This is a genomic window from Thermoleptolyngbya sichuanensis A183, assembly GCF_013177315.1.
GTDB lineage: Bacteria > Cyanobacteriota > Cyanobacteriia > Elainellales > Elainellaceae > Thermoleptolyngbya > Thermoleptolyngbya sichuanensis.
The window spans coordinates 5,065,710-5,080,780 of record NZ_CP053661.1 but is presented as its reverse complement, the minus strand read 5'-3'; the positions used below and the strand labels follow the sequence as shown (position 1 = coordinate 5,080,780).

Genomic DNA, 15,071 nt, shown 5'->3' with positions numbered 1-15,071 from the left:
TTTGGTTGGGGCTTTTTGATAGACGCTTGGTTTTTAATTTAGAGCGATCGCCCATTGGGGCAGGGTGAGGGGTTGCGCGATGAGTCTGCCGATCATTTTTGATATTACGCTTGGGGTTATTTTCCTATTTCTTATCCTCAGTTTGCTGGCTTCAGAACTTCAGGAACTCCTCGCAACGCTGCTGCAATGGCGGGCCGACCATCTCAAAAAGTCCATCGAGATTTTGCTCACGGGTAATGCAGAAGAAGTCAGCACTTATCAAACCTTTATCGACAATTTGTACAGCAGCCCGTTGATGCGATCGCTCAACCAGGAAGCAAAAGGAACCCTGCCCCGATTGTTTCGCCGGGTGTCTCGCAATATCGGGGCGCTCTATCGCAGCGTCACGGGCGCTCGCAATGTGTTTGGCAACCAGTTCAGCGGCCCTTCCTACATTCCATCCAAGACGTTTGCCGATGCGCTCCTCCAGCAGTTGGATGTCGAACGCCTGACTCAAAAAATTAGCGACTACACCATGTGCCGATTGGGCGAAGAAAAGCTGGCGCTGGTAGAAGATATCCTCAAATCGCTCCGCAACAGCGTCGGCGACGACTCGCTTCTAGAAGCGGAATTTGAAGGGCTGCGGCAGCGACTCCGAAACATTCGCGACGACTTTCGCAGCAACCGGATTTCGCTGTCTCGAAGTATGGATCTGGCGACGGAGCAGATTCGCCTGTTTATCGACAGCACCGAGGCGTACCTAAAGAACAACCACCATTGTCAAGACATCATCCTGGGGCGGCTGCCCTACCTGAAACAGGCCGTGCAAATGAAAAAACTGGAGCCGACCATTGGCGAGGTGATGGCGCTTGTCCTGAACAATCGCAGCAATTTGCCTGCCGAGCTAGAGGATGCAGTGATTCAGGTGCGATCGCGCATCAGCCAGCTTCCTCCCCATCTCAAGCAAAACCTGATCATCCTGGCAAACCAGGCGCAAATGCGGTCAGACGGACTCCAGGACGGGCTACGCAAACTGGAGCAAGAAGTAGAGAACTGGTTCAACCGTTCGATGGATCGAGCATCCGGCGTTTACAGACGCAATGCCAAAGGGGTGGCGATTATTTTGGGCATTTTGCTGGCAGCGGCGACCAATGCAGACACGTTTCTTGTGGTCGATCGCCTGTCGCGAGATTCGGCGATTCGGGCTGCGGTGTCCGAAAGCGCCAACCAACTCCTGAGCCAGTCGCCCCAAGCGCCCACCCGGTTTCGTGAAGCCTTCTCCACCACTGGACAGCCATTGCCAATTCCAAATTCTCCCAGTTTTGGCGAGTCCAGTTTTGGCGAGTCCAGTTTTGGCACGCTGGAACCCAGCGCATTGCCGCCGGATACAACGCCCATTTCACCTAGCGCAGCAGCGCCCAACCTTCAGCAAGAACTGGCAGACGTTCGCGATGCGGTCGATACGGTGCTGGACGATATCCCTTTACCCATCGGCTGGAACCGGCGCAACCGCTTGCAACAGTTTCCGCCCAATACCAGTCTGTTTATTTCGATTCCCAAGCGGATTTTGGGCTGGCTGATTACAGGAATTGCGATTTCAATGGGGTCATCTTTCTGGTTTGACCTGCTGAGCAAGGTGGTGCGTGTCCGCAACGCTGGCACACCATCTTTCCCAAATGACCATCGTGTTGAATAATCTTCACAGAGTACCTTGTCGCGTATTTTGTAAAGCGTACTCCGTAACTTTTTGTCTAGGCGTGTTGTCTAGGTAGATTGTCTAGGCTTGCAGCCAGGTTGCCTTCAGGATGCCCGAGGTGGTATGACGACTTCTTTTTCTTCGCAAGATCCGAAATTGATGCATCCAGTTGATGGGCATCCGGTGGATACGCATCCGGTTGAGGGGCGACTAGAGGGGCAGCTAAGGGAGCAGCTAAATGGGGCAGAGAGCCATACCGCTGCACCAGCCCTCTCGGTGGTGGTGCCGATTTACAACGAAGTGGAGAGCCTGCCCCGGCTGATCGAGGCGATCGCCTCCACGCTCCAAGCCAGCGGGATGGACTACGAAATCGTCTGCGTTGATGACGGCTCCAAAGACGGCTCCACTGCCCTGCTGAAGCAACTAGCACAACAGCGCACCGACTTGCGGGCCGTGCTGCTGCGGCGAAATTATGGCCAGACAGCCGCCATGGCCGCGGGCTTTAACCATGCGCGGGGCGCGGTGATCGTGACGCTGGATGGCGACTTGCAAAACGACCCGGCCGATATTCCCATGCTCGTGGCCAAGCTCAACGAGGGCTATGACCTGGTAAGCGGCTGGCGCAAACATCGGCAGGACGCAGCGCTGACCCGGCTGCTGCCGTCTAAAATAGCCAACGCGCTGATCGGCTCCGTCACGGGCGTAAAGCTGCATGACTACGGCTGTTCCCTCAAAGCCTATCGGACAGAGGTGGTGGAAGACATGAACCTCTACGGCGAACTGCACCGCTTTTTGCCTGCCCTTGCCTACATCGAAGGGGCGCGAATTACTGAAGTGCCCGTGCGTCATCATGCCCGCCAGTTTGGCAAGAGTAAGTATGGGCTGGGGCGCACGGTTCGCGTGGTGATGGATCTGTTCACCATTGCCTTCATGAAAAAGTTTCTGACCCGCCCGATGCATGTGTTTGGGCTGTGGGGGCTGGTGTTGATGGGTACCAGCACGCTTGTGGGACTGTATCTGGGCTTTCTCAAGTTTGTGCGGGGGCAAGACATTGGCGATCGCCCCCTGCTGATCCTCGCGGTTGTTCTTTTCTTGGCTGGGGTGCAGTTGTTTTGCTTTGGGCTGCTGGCAGAGCTGCTGATGCGAACTTACCATGAGTCCCAAGGACGACCCATCTACCGAGTGCGCGAGGTGGCCGGGCCAGGGTCATCGCCTCCTCTGCGACAGCCGCCGAACTAAACCCAGACGTGCTGCATTCAAGCCTCTCTCACAGCCTGTCTAAAGCCTGTCTTTAGAAGATAATCCCGGTGGAGTAGATGAGTTCCTTCAATCATGCATCTGTCCCAGAGCAGAATAGCAGCTACGTTCAACCCAATCTGCTGGGGTTAGTCAGCAAGCTGTCGCTCTATGCCCGCAAGCGAATGGTGCGATCGCTCCTCGATCTGGCCCGGCCCACCCCCGACACTACAGTACTCGATGTCGGCGTAACGCTCGATCGCCGCGAAGACTGCAACTTTTTTGAAAAGGCCTATCCCTATCCAGACCGCATCACCGCCGTTGGGCTAGAGGATGCATCCTTCCTTGAACAGGAGTTTCCGGGCCTAAAGTTTGTCCAGGCAAACGCCCTAGATTTGCCCTTTGCCGATCAGAGCTTTGACCTGGTGGTGAGCTTTGCCGTCATTGAACACGTCGGCAGTCGGGCACAGCAGCGAGCCTTCGTTCAGGAACTCTGCCGCGTCGGAAAACAAGTCTATATCGCCACGCCCAACCGCTGGTATCCGGTGGAATTTCACACCATCTTGCCGCTGATTCACTGGCTGCCGGCCCGCTGGTTTCGGCGAATTTTGCGGCTTTTGGGACACGATTTTTGGGCAAAAGAAGCCAACCTCAACCTGCTGACGCTCTCGGAGTTTAAGCAACTGTTCCCGCCCGACCTGACGCTCTACTATCGCCCGACCCGGCTGCTGGGCTGGGTGTCGAACCTGTCGCTGTTCGCCGTTCGCCGTTGATTTGGCTCAGTCAGTGTCTCAAACCATACGCACAAGCCCTGGCAACCCTCCAACTGCCCCTTCATCCCTTAAGGAGACGGCGCGGGCGTTTTGAGCTTGGGCGTTTTGAGCTTGGGCGTTTTGAGCCTATAGGGAGCCATCAAATATTTACTCACCTGAATCGGCTCGCCGACTTTCACCAAACACAGTCCAAACTGCTGCATTTCCCTGGGAAATGGATCGTCGGCAGCGCTCACCGCCTCCAGCCACTTTCCCTTGACTGCATAAATCGTCGGTGCAGCGAGGGCACGCCGAGTGCAGCGGGGACAGCGGGGACGGGAAATTCTGGTCAATCGCTCCTGAGAATTGCTGAGCGGGGAGTCTGCATCGCAGGCGGCTTTCCAGTTGACACTTGCGGGAGTACAGTCCAGGTTTGCGGGGTCAACCGCGCAAAACAGATAAGGCCCCCCAGGCTGGGCGATAAAGGCGGCGGGTGCAAGCGTCTGAAGTGGCTGTAGGCGAGCGATGGTGGAGGGCGGGCGCTTGAATGACAGCACGTTTGGCAGCGTTAGGCTGGATACCAGCGCCGTGCCCAGCAGCAGCAGCCCCAAGCGGCGAAACCAGGGGCCGCTGAGGGGCTGCAAAAAACTGAGCGCTGCTAGCCACAGCAGCAGATAGACGGGCACAAAATATCGCAGGCTGACGCGATTGTGATAGACCCAGGCGAGGCAGAGGAGCGCGGCAAAGCTGAGAACTGCGGCAGCAAGGAAGTAGGAGAACCAGGGCGAGAGTCGGAGGGCGTGCGATCGCCCCTTCATCCACAGGTACCCCATCGTTGCCACGCTGCCCAACACCAGAACGGCATGAACCCCCAGCAGCGGCCCGTGCTGAAAGGTAAGGGTTTCCCAGGCGGCGATCGCCAGGTGCGTTGTGGCGGCCCAGATCTGGTCGGGACTGCTCAGGGTGCCATAGTTCTCATTGCGGCGCATTGCCTGACTCTTGGCAAAGGCGATAAACCCAATGCCGGCCAGCGAAGTCAGCCCCAAGGCCAGCAGGTCGAGCCGGGATAGCCCCATACGCTGCCAGAAGGTTTGGTTAGCAGTTTGGTCAGCAGTTTGGCTAGCAGTTTGGTCAGCAGATGTGGGGCGATCGCCCAGCCGGATCAGCACCAGCACAACGGCCAGACAAAAAAAGATCAGCGCTGAAAAGTCGGAAATCCAAATCGCCAGAAACGCGCAGAGGGCGATCGCCGCCAGGGTCAACGGATGATTTAATGCTTCGCCGGGTCTGGACTTGGTTAGCAACTGGCGGCCCAACAGCAGCGCAGCGCCAACCATCAGAAACTGCGCCCTGTAGGGATGGGCGGGCAGCACCAATTCGACAAAAGAGTCGAGCGGCAAAAACCAGACCAGCGCCAGGATGATGCTGATGAGTGGCTGTTTGAAGAATCGGGCAAACATCCAAAAGCCCGCGATCAAAATCGCATACTGAACGATTGAAATCGCCACTACCGGGCGCAGCGGCAGCAGGGTCAGCAAACCGTGCGCCAGGATAGGTTCCAGGCTGCCGAGGCGATCTTGTCCCCAGTAGTAAAAATCGGCGGGCAGTTGCAGATCCTCTGCCATCAGCACATGGATTGCCTGATCAGAGTTAAGACTGGGCGAATAGTATGCCGAAAAGTTCAGACCCGACAGGATGGCAATCAGCGTGCAGAGGGCGATCGCCCAGAGCCACTGGGTTTTGAGGGTCCAGAATTGTGCGAGTCGGGGGGTTGAGCGGGGTATCGAGCGCTGCATCGAGGATTGCGTTGGGAAACAGGTTTTGAGCGCCAAACTAGGGCAGATCTGATTTTCGCACCAGCTTTTTAGCTACGGTAGTCAGTATGAGTCAAACTGTAGGCCAAAACTTGAGGCAGGTTGCCCTAGACGCGCTGCGGGATGTAGAGCGGGGCGCATTTGCCGATGCGGCGCTGGACAAACGGCTGCACCGGGGTGATCTGTCGGAGCGCGATTGCCGCTTGGCCACCGAACTGGTCTACGGCTGTGTGCGGCGACAGCGCACCCTCGATGCCCTAATTAGCCAACTGGCCACAAAACCCGCCGACCAGCAGCCGCCCAATCTGCGACTCATCTTGCATTTGGGACTTTATCAACTGCGCTATCTCAGCCACATTCCCCCCTCGGCGGCAGTCGATACAACCGTAGACCTGGCCAAGGGCAACGGCTTTGCAGGGCTGGCGGGTTTCGTGAACGGGCTGCTGCGGGGGTATATTCGACAAGCCGCAGAGCGCGAGGCGGGTGACCCGCTGAACCTGCCAGCCGACCCGGTTTCGCGCATCGGCATTGCACACAGTATGCCCGACTGGATCGTGCAGCAGTGGATCGCCCAATTTGGCGAAACTGATGCTGAGCAACTCTGCAACTGGTTTAATCAGCCGCCCAGTATTGACCTGCGGGTAAATCCCCTGCGGGCTTCGGTAGAACAGGTGGAGGCCGCCATGCAGGCGGCGGACGTAGCCGTGGAACGGTTGACGGGCTTTCCCCAAGCGCTGCGGCTGCGAAACCATCGGGGCGCAATTCCAGCGCTACCGGGCTATGCAGAGGGCTGGTGGTCGGTGCAGGATGCCAGCGCCCAGCTTGTGGGGATGCTGCTCGACCCGCAGCCTGGGGAAACGGTGATCGATGCCTGCGCTGCGCCGGGCGGCAAGACGACGCACCTGGCAGAACTGATGGGCGATCGCGGCGTGGTTTGGGCGGGCGATCGCAGCGCCAACCGCCTCAAAAAAGTGCTGCAAAATGCCGAACGACTGCAACTCACCAGCATCCAACTCTGTCCTGGCGACAGCCGCACCCTCACCCAGTTCCCCAAGCAGGCAGACCGGGTGCTGCTGGATGCGCCCTGTTCGGGACTGGGCACGCTGCACCGCCATGCCGATGCCCGCTGGCGGCAAACCCCCGACTCTGTGCAGGAGCTTTCCCAGCTACAGGCTGAACTGCTGCACCGCGTCGCTACCTGGGTCAAACCGGGCGGTACGCTGGTCTATGCTACCTGCACGCTGCATCCTGACGAAAACGAGCGCGTTGTGCAGGATTTTCTGGCCGCCCAGCCTCAGTGGAAAATCGACCTGCTGCCCACCGATCATCCCGCTATCCAGTTTCAACAGCCGCAGGGCTGGCTTCGCATTTTGCCCCATCAGCACGACCTGGATGGCTTTTTTATGGCAAGACTGATTTCCAGCGACCGCACCCTGCCTGCTGGCAATCCAGATCAGGGGGATATGGCAAAATAACGTCGATCTCGGTGCGAATCTCGGTTGCGTTTGACCTGCACTGTTACGATTAACAGATAGTGAATGATTGTTGCGGCAGGGTATAGCTGAGCGTTATGGTTGAACGTCCTATCAAAAAATCTGAGCGTCAGACCCAGGAAGCGTCTGAGACTACTTCTAGCACTCCATCCGGCGGCAACAAGCCGCGCCCGGTTAAAAAAGGCGAACGTACAGGTGGAGATGAGTCGCCGCGTGAGCGATCGGATGATTCCCGATCGGGCGATCGCCAGCGTCGCAAGGGCAAAGGCGGGCGTGATCGAGACGATCGCCCCTCGCCCTCGGTTAGCCCTGCCCTGATGCGCGGGCCCAAGCCAAGCCAGAAAAAAACCGTTGAAGAGCCGCCGCCAGAGGAAATCGCAGCCGAGGACGCAGCACTAGAAGCAGCAACAGCAGAAGTTGTCGCCGAAGAAGCTGTCCCAGAGGAAGTCGTTGCAGAGGTGGCTGAAGCGCCTGCACCTGAGCCTGCTGCGGAACCGGAACCTGCACCGGAACCCGCTGCCGAAGCGCCTGCACCGGAACCCGAACCCGCTGCCGAAGCACCCGCGCCCGAACCAGAATCCGCTGCTGATCCGGAACCCGCTGCCGAAGCGCCTGCACCGGAACCCGAACCTGTTGCCGAAGCACCCGCGCCCGAACCAGAATCCGCTGCTGATCCGGAACCCGCTGCCGAAGCGCCTGCACCGGAACCCGAACCCGCTGCCGAAGCACCCGCGCCAGAGCCGGAACCTGAACCTATGCCGGAACCTGCGGCCGAAGCACCCGCGCCAGAGCCGGAACCCGAACCTATGCCGGAACCTGCGGCCGAAGCACCTGCGCCCGAACCCGAACCTATGCCGGAACCTGTGGCAGAAGCGCCTGTTGATGAAGAAACTGCGGAGCCTGAGGCCGCTGCCGAACCGGAAACCTCTAAGGCATAGTTAGGGATTAGCTTAGGGATTGGCCAGAGTTATGACGGATTCTAAGGCGATCGCCCTCACCTGCGACCAGGCCCATCGCCTGCTCAAGCAGTTCGATTGTCAGACTGCTGCGTCTGTGCAGTCGGCTGAAGAAAAAGCGAGTCTCCGTGAAGCGCTGAGGCTGGTCGCACAGCACTCGGATTACCAAATGCTAGGGGTTTGCGCCAGTTCTCAGGCAGAAGGTTGGGCTGCTCTAGAACAATATGCGATCGCCCTTGGCTATGCACCCCAGCCGCCAGCGGTTTCGCTGGAAGGCCCGGTCTATCTCAAGTTCAATCCCAAATCAAGCCTGTGCTACGTAGACACTTATCCTGGTGAGCATCGCGGCGTGCTAGTTTCCTGTCAGTCTGCTGATCCCGACGACATCAACGACCTCTATGGGCATCTACCCCTAGATTTGTGGGATTAGGGTTAGGACTTACGCAGTTGGACGATTTCTCGCGGGCTGCACCCGCGAGAAATCGTCCAAAATCCTAGAAAACTTATCGTGCGTAAGTCCTGAAGGTTTGGGGTTGAGGGTTGGGTCTACCAGTTAACCCTGCCCTCTGATTCCCCTGACTCTTGCCCAAAAAAAGCCTCGGCGGAGAATTATGCCGAGGCTTTTCTATTCAACGGGTCAAATCAGCCTGTGAGCTTGACTAGACGATCCAGCCAGGGCAGCCGCATAAGCCGCATAGACCGACCGCCCTAACTCCCAAGCCCTACTGCCCGGTTCCTACTGCCCAGTCAGATACGAGGGCGACAGGCTAGACCAGGATTGCTTCACCAGGTCGGCATCAGCCGTCACGCTGCCCAGGTAGTTGCCCGCGGGCAAGGACGGGAAGCGCTTGTAGGGCACCACATCTTCGCCAAAGTAGCGCGAGTATTCGGCGCTTTCCACCATCGCGTCTACGGCTGCTTTCAGACCGCTATCGGCCAGCAGCTTGTTGTATTCGCGAATCTCTGCTTGGGTGGCCGGGGCCCGTCCCAGCAGATGGCGGAACAGAAACTCGATCACCTTGGTATTGGGATAGGGCGTGTAGAACCGCTTGCGGTAGATATCCGAACCCGCCAGCGTCTTCACAAACTCGCGCACGGAGATTTCGCTATTCCGCAGCTTGCTTTCCAGGTCGCTGCGGCGGAACTCTGCCGGGACTTGTCCGCTGAACACGTCCATCACCTGCACGTAGATGGCATCAATCACCAGTTCCGTCTCGCCCCGCGTCATGCTGGGGTTCATGCGGAAGATCCGAGCAGGCTTGCGGCGAGAGGTTCCTACCCCAATCTCAACGGATTGCCCCTGACCTTCCGCCAGGAAGGAGCGGCCCAGTTCCACAAACTTGGGCTTGGTGGGGTCAGGCTGACGAGCTTGGGCGGATAGATTGGCGATCGCCAGCCCGGTCAGCGGCAGCTTAGTCGGATCTAGCTTCGACTTCACTGGCTCAAAGCTCGGCACCACCAGCGTCTTGTTCTGCTTGGTCAGCGTGTTGTATAAGCGCTGCGTATTGGGGAAGTTGGCAGCGGGCAGCGTCAGGAAGCGGTTGTAGGGAACTGTATCCTCGCCAAAGGCCTGCGCGTATTCAGCGCTGTTGACCATCGCGTTGATAAAGCCCTTCAAACCCTGCGATGCCAGGATCTGGTTATACTTGCGAATCTCCGCCTGATCCAGCGGCGCACGACCCAGGAAGTGCTTCGTACCCAACTCAATCACTTTGGTATTGGGATAGGGCGTGTAGAACTCCTTGATATAGAGGTTCGAGGTTCCCAGACCTTCGATGAACTCCTTCAGGTTGATTTCGCCGTTGCCCAGCTTGCTCTCCAGCGCGGTGAACTCGTTCTGAACAATATAAGGCGCGATATCCCGCTCGAAGATTTGGCGATAGGCTGCACCAATCACCGTCTTCAGTTGCGCCACGTCAGCCGCAGCAGTCAGCTTGAAGACCTTTGTCTGTTCCCGCTTCTTCGACACGCCCTGGCTAGAGCGGAACTGCACATCCGGCTCTGTGCGAACTTCCCTCACCGCGCCCAAGCTCACAAAGCTCGGCGTTTCTTCAGCCACGGGTTTCAGCATACCCTTATCGACAATGCTGCCGACTCGGTTGGTTCGCAGCGACAAGCCCGCTGGCGTGAGATAGCGCTCGTAAGGCACCGTATCTTCGCCAAAGGCTTCGCTGTATTCCATACTGTCGATCATGGCATCGACCACCGCATAGAAGCCCTTCTTCGCTGCAATGTCAAAGTAGGCGTTGATCTCTTTGCGGCCGTAGGTGGGTCGGCCCAATAGGCGGCGGTGGATATACTCGATCGCCTTCGTGACGTACAGCGGAGTCCAGTAGAGGCTGCGGAACAGGTCAGACTTCGCCAAAATCCGCACAAACTCGCGCACCGTAATCTCGCCGTTCTCCAGCTTGATTTCGGCAACCTTCTGGCGCTGCCCCTCATACACATCGCGTCCAATCACTTGCAGGTAAATGGCGCGAATGACCGCCTGCGTGGAGCTTTCGGAATACTTGACGCTGATGCCCTTGGTGTCGCCGCCCTTCTTGCTGAAGGTGCCCGTATAGCTGGGAACCTGATCCAGCTTGAACACTTTGGGGCCGAGAGTTCCAGGAGCAACACCGCGTGCGCCCGGATTGCTCAACTGGTTGTTGATACCGGGGCCACGATTGATCAGAATCCGACGGGTGTCCTTGCCAAAGGGCGCAGGACTGGTGCTGGGGTTGCGCGTCTGTTTCGGGAAGATCGCGCCAAACTGGATTTCCAGCGGGTCGTTGCCAGAACCATACACATGCTGATCGGGCAGCGGCTGATTGTACTTGGCAAAGGTGGTGATGAAGTGCGGCACCTTGCGGAAAGGAGCGCTGTACTTAAACAGGTCTTGCTGCGGGCCCCAGTTGCGACACTCTTGGGCCTCTTGTCCCAAACCGCGCAGGTAAGGCACGGTTTCTTCGCCAAAGTAGTCAGAATATTCCTGAGAATCGACTAGGGCATCCACCAGCGCCGACAGCCCACCCTTAGAAACGATGCTGAAATACTTTTGCACCTCTTCGCGAGAGCTGGGCCCGCGACCCAGGATGTGGCGGAATGCCAGTTCCAGAGCGCGGCTGTTGATATACGGCTCGTAGAAGTTCTTGCGATACAGCGGCGACTTGGCCAGGCGGCGGATAAACTCCTTCATGGAGATTTCGCCGTTCTTCACCTTGGATTCCAGATCAGAAATGCCTAGGGAATAGGCGCGGGTGATGTCCCGCTCAAACACTTGGCGGTAGGCAGCCTTCACCACGTCGTTTTTCTCGCTAGCCGATAGCCCCGGCTTCATGGCGTACTTGGGACGACGCTCTGCCGCGTTGAAGTAAATCTGAGGCAGTTGCAGACCTTGCTGGTCGCCAGAGGGCCGCTGACGCAGTTTGTTGGAGGGGCTGGGGGCAACGAACTCGTTGATCAGCACTTCAAAATATTGCGTCACGATCAGCGCAGCGTCGGCATCATTGCGGAACAGCGTCAGGGCCCCGACCCGCATTTCTTGCAGCGCTACGATGGTGGCTTCGCCGGAGCAGGCATTCTCGATGATTTCCCGCAGACCGCGCACGTTCACCGAGATGATGTTGGGGTCGCCCGCGACGATGGCATAGGTGACGTAGCGCAGAAACCAGCTTAGATCCCGCAGAGACTTCTGCATGTTGGCAGGGCCGTAGCGGGCGACGTTGATGGGGCGGAAGCCAGGAGGAATGGGACCGGCACTGGGCGTAGTAAACAGGTTCCGTAATCCTTCCAGCAAGCCACCGCTGCTGCCAGAAACGTAGGTCACGGTGCCTAGCTTCATGGCTTCTTCGGTGTCGAGGGCAACGCCGCCCATCGTCATCATGACAGGGACTTCTTCGGGGGGCTTTTCGAGAAAGGCCATGGGGGAGCCGCCGACAAAGATGCGGTTGGCGGCCCGAGAGACGATGAGTTCGGAGTTTCTGGTGATGGCATCGGCGATCGCCAATCGCTTGAGTCCAGAAGAGAAGAAACTGGTTAATTCGGCGAGTTCACCCCGCCCCAGGAATCGGTCTTGCTGCTCCGCCTGGGAAATGGTTGAGACGGGTAGGGTTTGATAAAGGTTTGGACGCGCAACAGAGCTTCCACCGCTTGCCGTAACACTCATTGGATTTCAAAAGCTCCCTTAATAAACAACTGCCTCAGGTGAGAAGTAGACGTTCCCAGTACGAAATTCAGAACGGCTTGAATAACGACACCCTCCGATGGGCACAGGAGAAATTGTCGCAAGCGATACTAAACAAGCGTTCTGGGGTCTTACAGATTAACTTTTAGATTAGAACGTTTAGGCCCCGCCATGCGGAATGTTAAAAAGCATGTCGAGAACTCTCTCTAGAGTGTCCCAAAAAACCTGATTCTGTGGATGGAATCAGGCTGAGAGAAGTGATAAGTTTTGTTGCAAAACAAAGAGGGCGGGGAGATGGGGCGGAGCGGGGATAAGGGGGTGAGCAATTCTCTCACCCGGTTCACTCCTCCTCCGGTCATTTCTCGGCGTGTCAATCTCAGTGCGCCAGCTCATTTATCAGTGCGTCAATGCTGCATCACTCTAACACTGGCTGGAGCAGCATTTCATAAAGCTGGTAGCGCGAGGCTGGGTCGAGATGCTGGAGGCGTGTTTGGTTCCAGTTCGCCAAAATTTGCTGCTGGTTGGATTGCACCATTTGCCGCAGTTCTAATAGCTCCGTGCCTTTGGGCAGCACGTCGGATAGCAGCTCCAGCAGCACCTGAATATCTTGCAAGCTACCAAGGCTGTCTTGTAGCGACTTTAGCCCAGCGATCCAGGCTTTGAACTGAGCGCCATAGAAGCTGACGAAAAACTCTGCCTGGTAACGAACGTGCTTGCAGGCTTTGCGGAGGTCGTGCAGCGTTGGGGCGGTGTCTTCGGTCAACGCTTCGGTGGCAATGAGCCAGCCGGGGTGTAGCAGCGAGGTCGATAGCAACGGGCTGAGCAGGTCGGGCAGAACGGTCACAATGGGGATTTGAGCCAGTGGCGTGAACCGGGGAGCGCTGAGCCAGGTTTCGTAGGCGGTTTTCAGGTCTTGATAGCGGCTCTGGCTGAGGATGTCGCGGGTGCCTGCAAGGGTTTTGCGGCGCTTTTGCTGGAGTGCGGCGATCACCGTTTCGAGATACGCCTGCTCTGGCTGGCTCAGATGGGGATGATAGTCTGTCTGGAGCGTGGCGATTTGCACGTCCAGATCCCGCAGTTTGCCCAGTGCCTTGGTGAGCGATCGCACGCGCTTGGAATGTGCCGCCTTGGGCAAATCGATGGCGGCTCCGAATACTTGCAGTGCCGTATAGAGCCGACGGCTATGAACGCGCATTTGGTGGAGATGCTCCGGGTCGGTATCTGCCAGGACGTGCTTTTCGTGCTTCACCATCTGGCGATACTGCTCGTCCACGATGCGATGGGCATACTCTCCCAAGGTCAAGGGTTGAGGCGTTGGCTGTTCCTTGGGTTGCCTGATTTGCTTGCTTTGCCTGGGTTGCTTGCCCTTGCTCCGCTGCTCGGTTTTCATAGGAAATTTACCAATTTTTAGTCTTATCTTAACTTACGGCTTTTGCAGCCTATGGCTGGAAAACGACCTGGCCCTGCCGCAAAACGAGCCAGCCTTGATCCGTCCATTTCACCACCGTTGAGGGGGTTCCAGAACCCGCATAGGTGGCAGACACCGAGAGCGATCGCCCCAGTTCGTCCAGTGCTGCTTCGGTCAGCGTATAAACATCGGGAAACTGTGCGTTAATGTCTGACAGATTTTGCAACGCGGGTTCTCCAGAGCGGTTAACGCTGGTGGTGGCCAATGGGCCTGTCTGCGCCAGCAGATGTCGGGCTAGGGCATGGTCGGGTACACGGATGCCGATGGTCGTTGGGTCGGTCGGGTTCATGGCGCGGGGGAGGCGATCGCCCGCAGGCAGCACCAGCGTCACCGCCCCCGGAAAGTAGCGCTCTGCCGCCGCCTGCCACTGCGCCTTTGCCGCTCTATCCCCTGCCACAAACGCCCACAAATCTTCCACACTGCCGCCCATCAAAATCAGCGGCTTGCGCTCGTCCCGCTGCTTGGCGGCATAGATCAGCCCCGCCGCATCTGGTCGCGTTGCCAGCGCGGGCACGGTATCCGTCGGGAAGCTAATCAGCCCAGCACCCCGCCGAGCGACATCAACCAGTTCAGCCAGAGACACTTGCGGCATAGCAGAGAGGTATCACAGACACCACAATAAGTTAGGTGGACATTAATAAACATAAAGCCCAAAGACCCTGTGCCGCCCGCTGCGCGGGCGGCGCAGGGTTCAGGATCTGTTTTTTAATCTGGTCTATCTACTTAGAAAACACAGGGGATTTTAGCTAATCTGAAACTCGCGCTATTCTACGGATTGCAAAGGGTTAAGGCAACGGTTCAATGCCAAATTTCCCCGTTGTGCCGCGCCTCGACTGCGGTACGCTACCCACCGAAACCCTGCTCACCACTATCGCTCACCTCACCACTGCGTAATTCTCCCAAGGTAATTCTCCCAATAAATTCTCCTAATATGGATAATCCGCTCAGCCCAGACCCAACGCCCGTGCAGCAGCAGTGTGCCAGCCTACTCAAAACCTTTTGGCAAGCCAAATACGCCGCCTATCAAAGCGGAGAAGATGCGACTGAGGAAATGCCGCTGCGTCAGAATGCGATCGGTGGCATCGGCATTGCAAGCACGCCTCCCCTGCCCGCCAGTGTCCAGGCTGCCTACGATTTTTACGATGAACACGTGATGCAGCACGACTGGGGTTCGGTGTCTGTTTCTCAAGTGCCGATGGAGGGCGCACCCAACGGCGCGGTGTATGCCGTGGTGACGACGACCGATGGCGATGACGGCTGGCTGGAACTCTTTGACCTAGACGGCAATCCGCTGGGCGCAGCCCGCACGTATCTGGAACTGGTGTCCTGGGGTGATCCAGAGGCGCTGCGGGAACAGGTGCATACGGGCGAGTTTCCCGAAGAGTTGCGGGCGCGGATGGACACGACGCTGTGGGGAAAGTGAGAGGGAAGAACGAAGAGGGAAGAACGAAGAACGAAAAGAGGGAAGAGCGAAGAAGGGAAAGAGGGAAGAGCAGGTTTTCGCTTTTCTAT

Annotated in this window: 11 protein-coding genes; 7 read left to right on the top strand and 4 right to left on the bottom strand. The window is 57.6% G+C overall.

The features are described 5' to 3' along the window. Nucleotides 1–79 precede the first annotated feature (79 nt). The 3 genes from HPC62_RS21050 to HPC62_RS21040 all read left to right on the top strand — a co-directional run bounded on the left by HPC62_RS21050 (nt 80) and on the right by HPC62_RS21040 (nt 3,684). Nucleotides 80–1,675, top strand: a complete 1,596-nt coding sequence (locus HPC62_RS21050) for a hypothetical protein (RefSeq protein WP_172353201.1) — start codon at nt 80–82, stop codon at nt 1,673–1,675. 159 nt (nt 1,676–1,834) lie between these two features. Continuing rightward, on the top strand, nt 1,835–2,914 hold the full coding sequence (locus HPC62_RS21045; protein ID WP_172358380.1) for a glycosyltransferase family 2 protein: 1,080 nt from the start codon (nt 1,835–1,837) through the stop codon (nt 2,912–2,914). A gap of 77 nt (nt 2,915–2,991) precedes the next feature. Continuing rightward, nucleotides 2,992–3,684, top strand: a complete 693-nt coding sequence (locus tag HPC62_RS21040) for a class I SAM-dependent methyltransferase (protein WP_172358379.1) — start codon at nt 2,992–2,994, stop codon at nt 3,682–3,684. A 68-nt stretch (nt 3,685–3,752) separates the two neighbouring features. Here the strand turns inward: HPC62_RS21040 and HPC62_RS21035 are convergent, their stop codons facing one another. Continuing rightward, nucleotides 3,753–5,459 carry a hypothetical protein gene (locus HPC62_RS21035; protein ID WP_172358378.1) on the bottom strand — a complete coding sequence of 569 codons (1,707 nt, stop codon included), beginning with the start codon at nt 5,457–5,459 and terminating at the stop codon, nt 3,753–3,755. An 86-nt stretch (nt 5,460–5,545) separates the two neighbouring features. Between HPC62_RS21035 and HPC62_RS21030 the strand changes: the two genes are divergently transcribed. The 3 genes from HPC62_RS21030 (at nt 5,546) to HPC62_RS21020 (ending at nt 8,356) form a co-directional block, all read left to right on the top strand. Further along, on the top strand, nt 5,546–6,952 hold the full coding sequence (locus tag HPC62_RS21030) for a 16S rRNA (cytosine(967)-C(5))-methyltransferase (RefSeq protein ID WP_172358377.1): 1,407 nt from the start codon (nt 5,546–5,548) through the stop codon (nt 6,950–6,952). A 95-nt stretch (nt 6,953–7,047) separates the two neighbouring features. Then, nucleotides 7,048–7,908, top strand: coding sequence for a hypothetical protein (locus tag HPC62_RS23245; RefSeq protein ID WP_216655303.1), 861 nt, complete (start codon nt 7,048–7,050; stop codon nt 7,906–7,908). Nucleotides 7,909–7,939: 31 nt separating this feature from the next. Then, nucleotides 7,940–8,356: a DUF1824 family protein gene (locus HPC62_RS21020; RefSeq protein ID WP_172358376.1), complete on the top strand. Its 417-nt coding sequence runs from the start codon at nt 7,940–7,942 to the stop codon at nt 8,354–8,356. 306 nt (nt 8,357–8,662) lie between these two features. On the opposite strand, the gene HPC62_RS21015 is transcribed toward HPC62_RS21020, so the two are convergent. The 3 genes from HPC62_RS21015 to HPC62_RS21005 all read right to left on the bottom strand — a co-directional run bounded on the left by HPC62_RS21015 (nt 8,663) and on the right by HPC62_RS21005 (nt 14,151). After that, nucleotides 8,663–12,073 (bottom strand): phycobilisome rod-core linker polypeptide, encoded by a 3,411-nt coding sequence (locus HPC62_RS21015; RefSeq protein ID WP_172358375.1) that lies wholly within the window; start codon nt 12,071–12,073, stop codon nt 8,663–8,665. A gap of 433 nt (nt 12,074–12,506) precedes the next feature. Next, nucleotides 12,507–13,394 (bottom strand): CHAD domain-containing protein, encoded by an 888-nt coding sequence (locus HPC62_RS21010; protein WP_172358374.1) that lies wholly within the window; start codon nt 13,392–13,394, stop codon nt 12,507–12,509. Nucleotides 13,395–13,530: 136 nt separating this feature from the next. Then, the gene (locus HPC62_RS21005) at nt 13,531–14,151 is read right to left on the bottom strand and encodes an L-threonylcarbamoyladenylate synthase (RefSeq protein WP_172358373.1); all 621 of its coding nucleotides are present in this window, start codon (nt 14,149–14,151) and stop codon (nt 13,531–13,533) included. A 339-nt stretch (nt 14,152–14,490) separates the two neighbouring features. Between HPC62_RS21005 and HPC62_RS21000 the strand changes: the two genes are divergently transcribed. Then, nucleotides 14,491–14,982: a hypothetical protein gene (locus HPC62_RS21000; RefSeq protein WP_172358372.1), complete on the top strand. Its 492-nt coding sequence runs from the start codon at nt 14,491–14,493 to the stop codon at nt 14,980–14,982. Nucleotides 14,983–15,071: the final 89 nt, after the last annotated feature.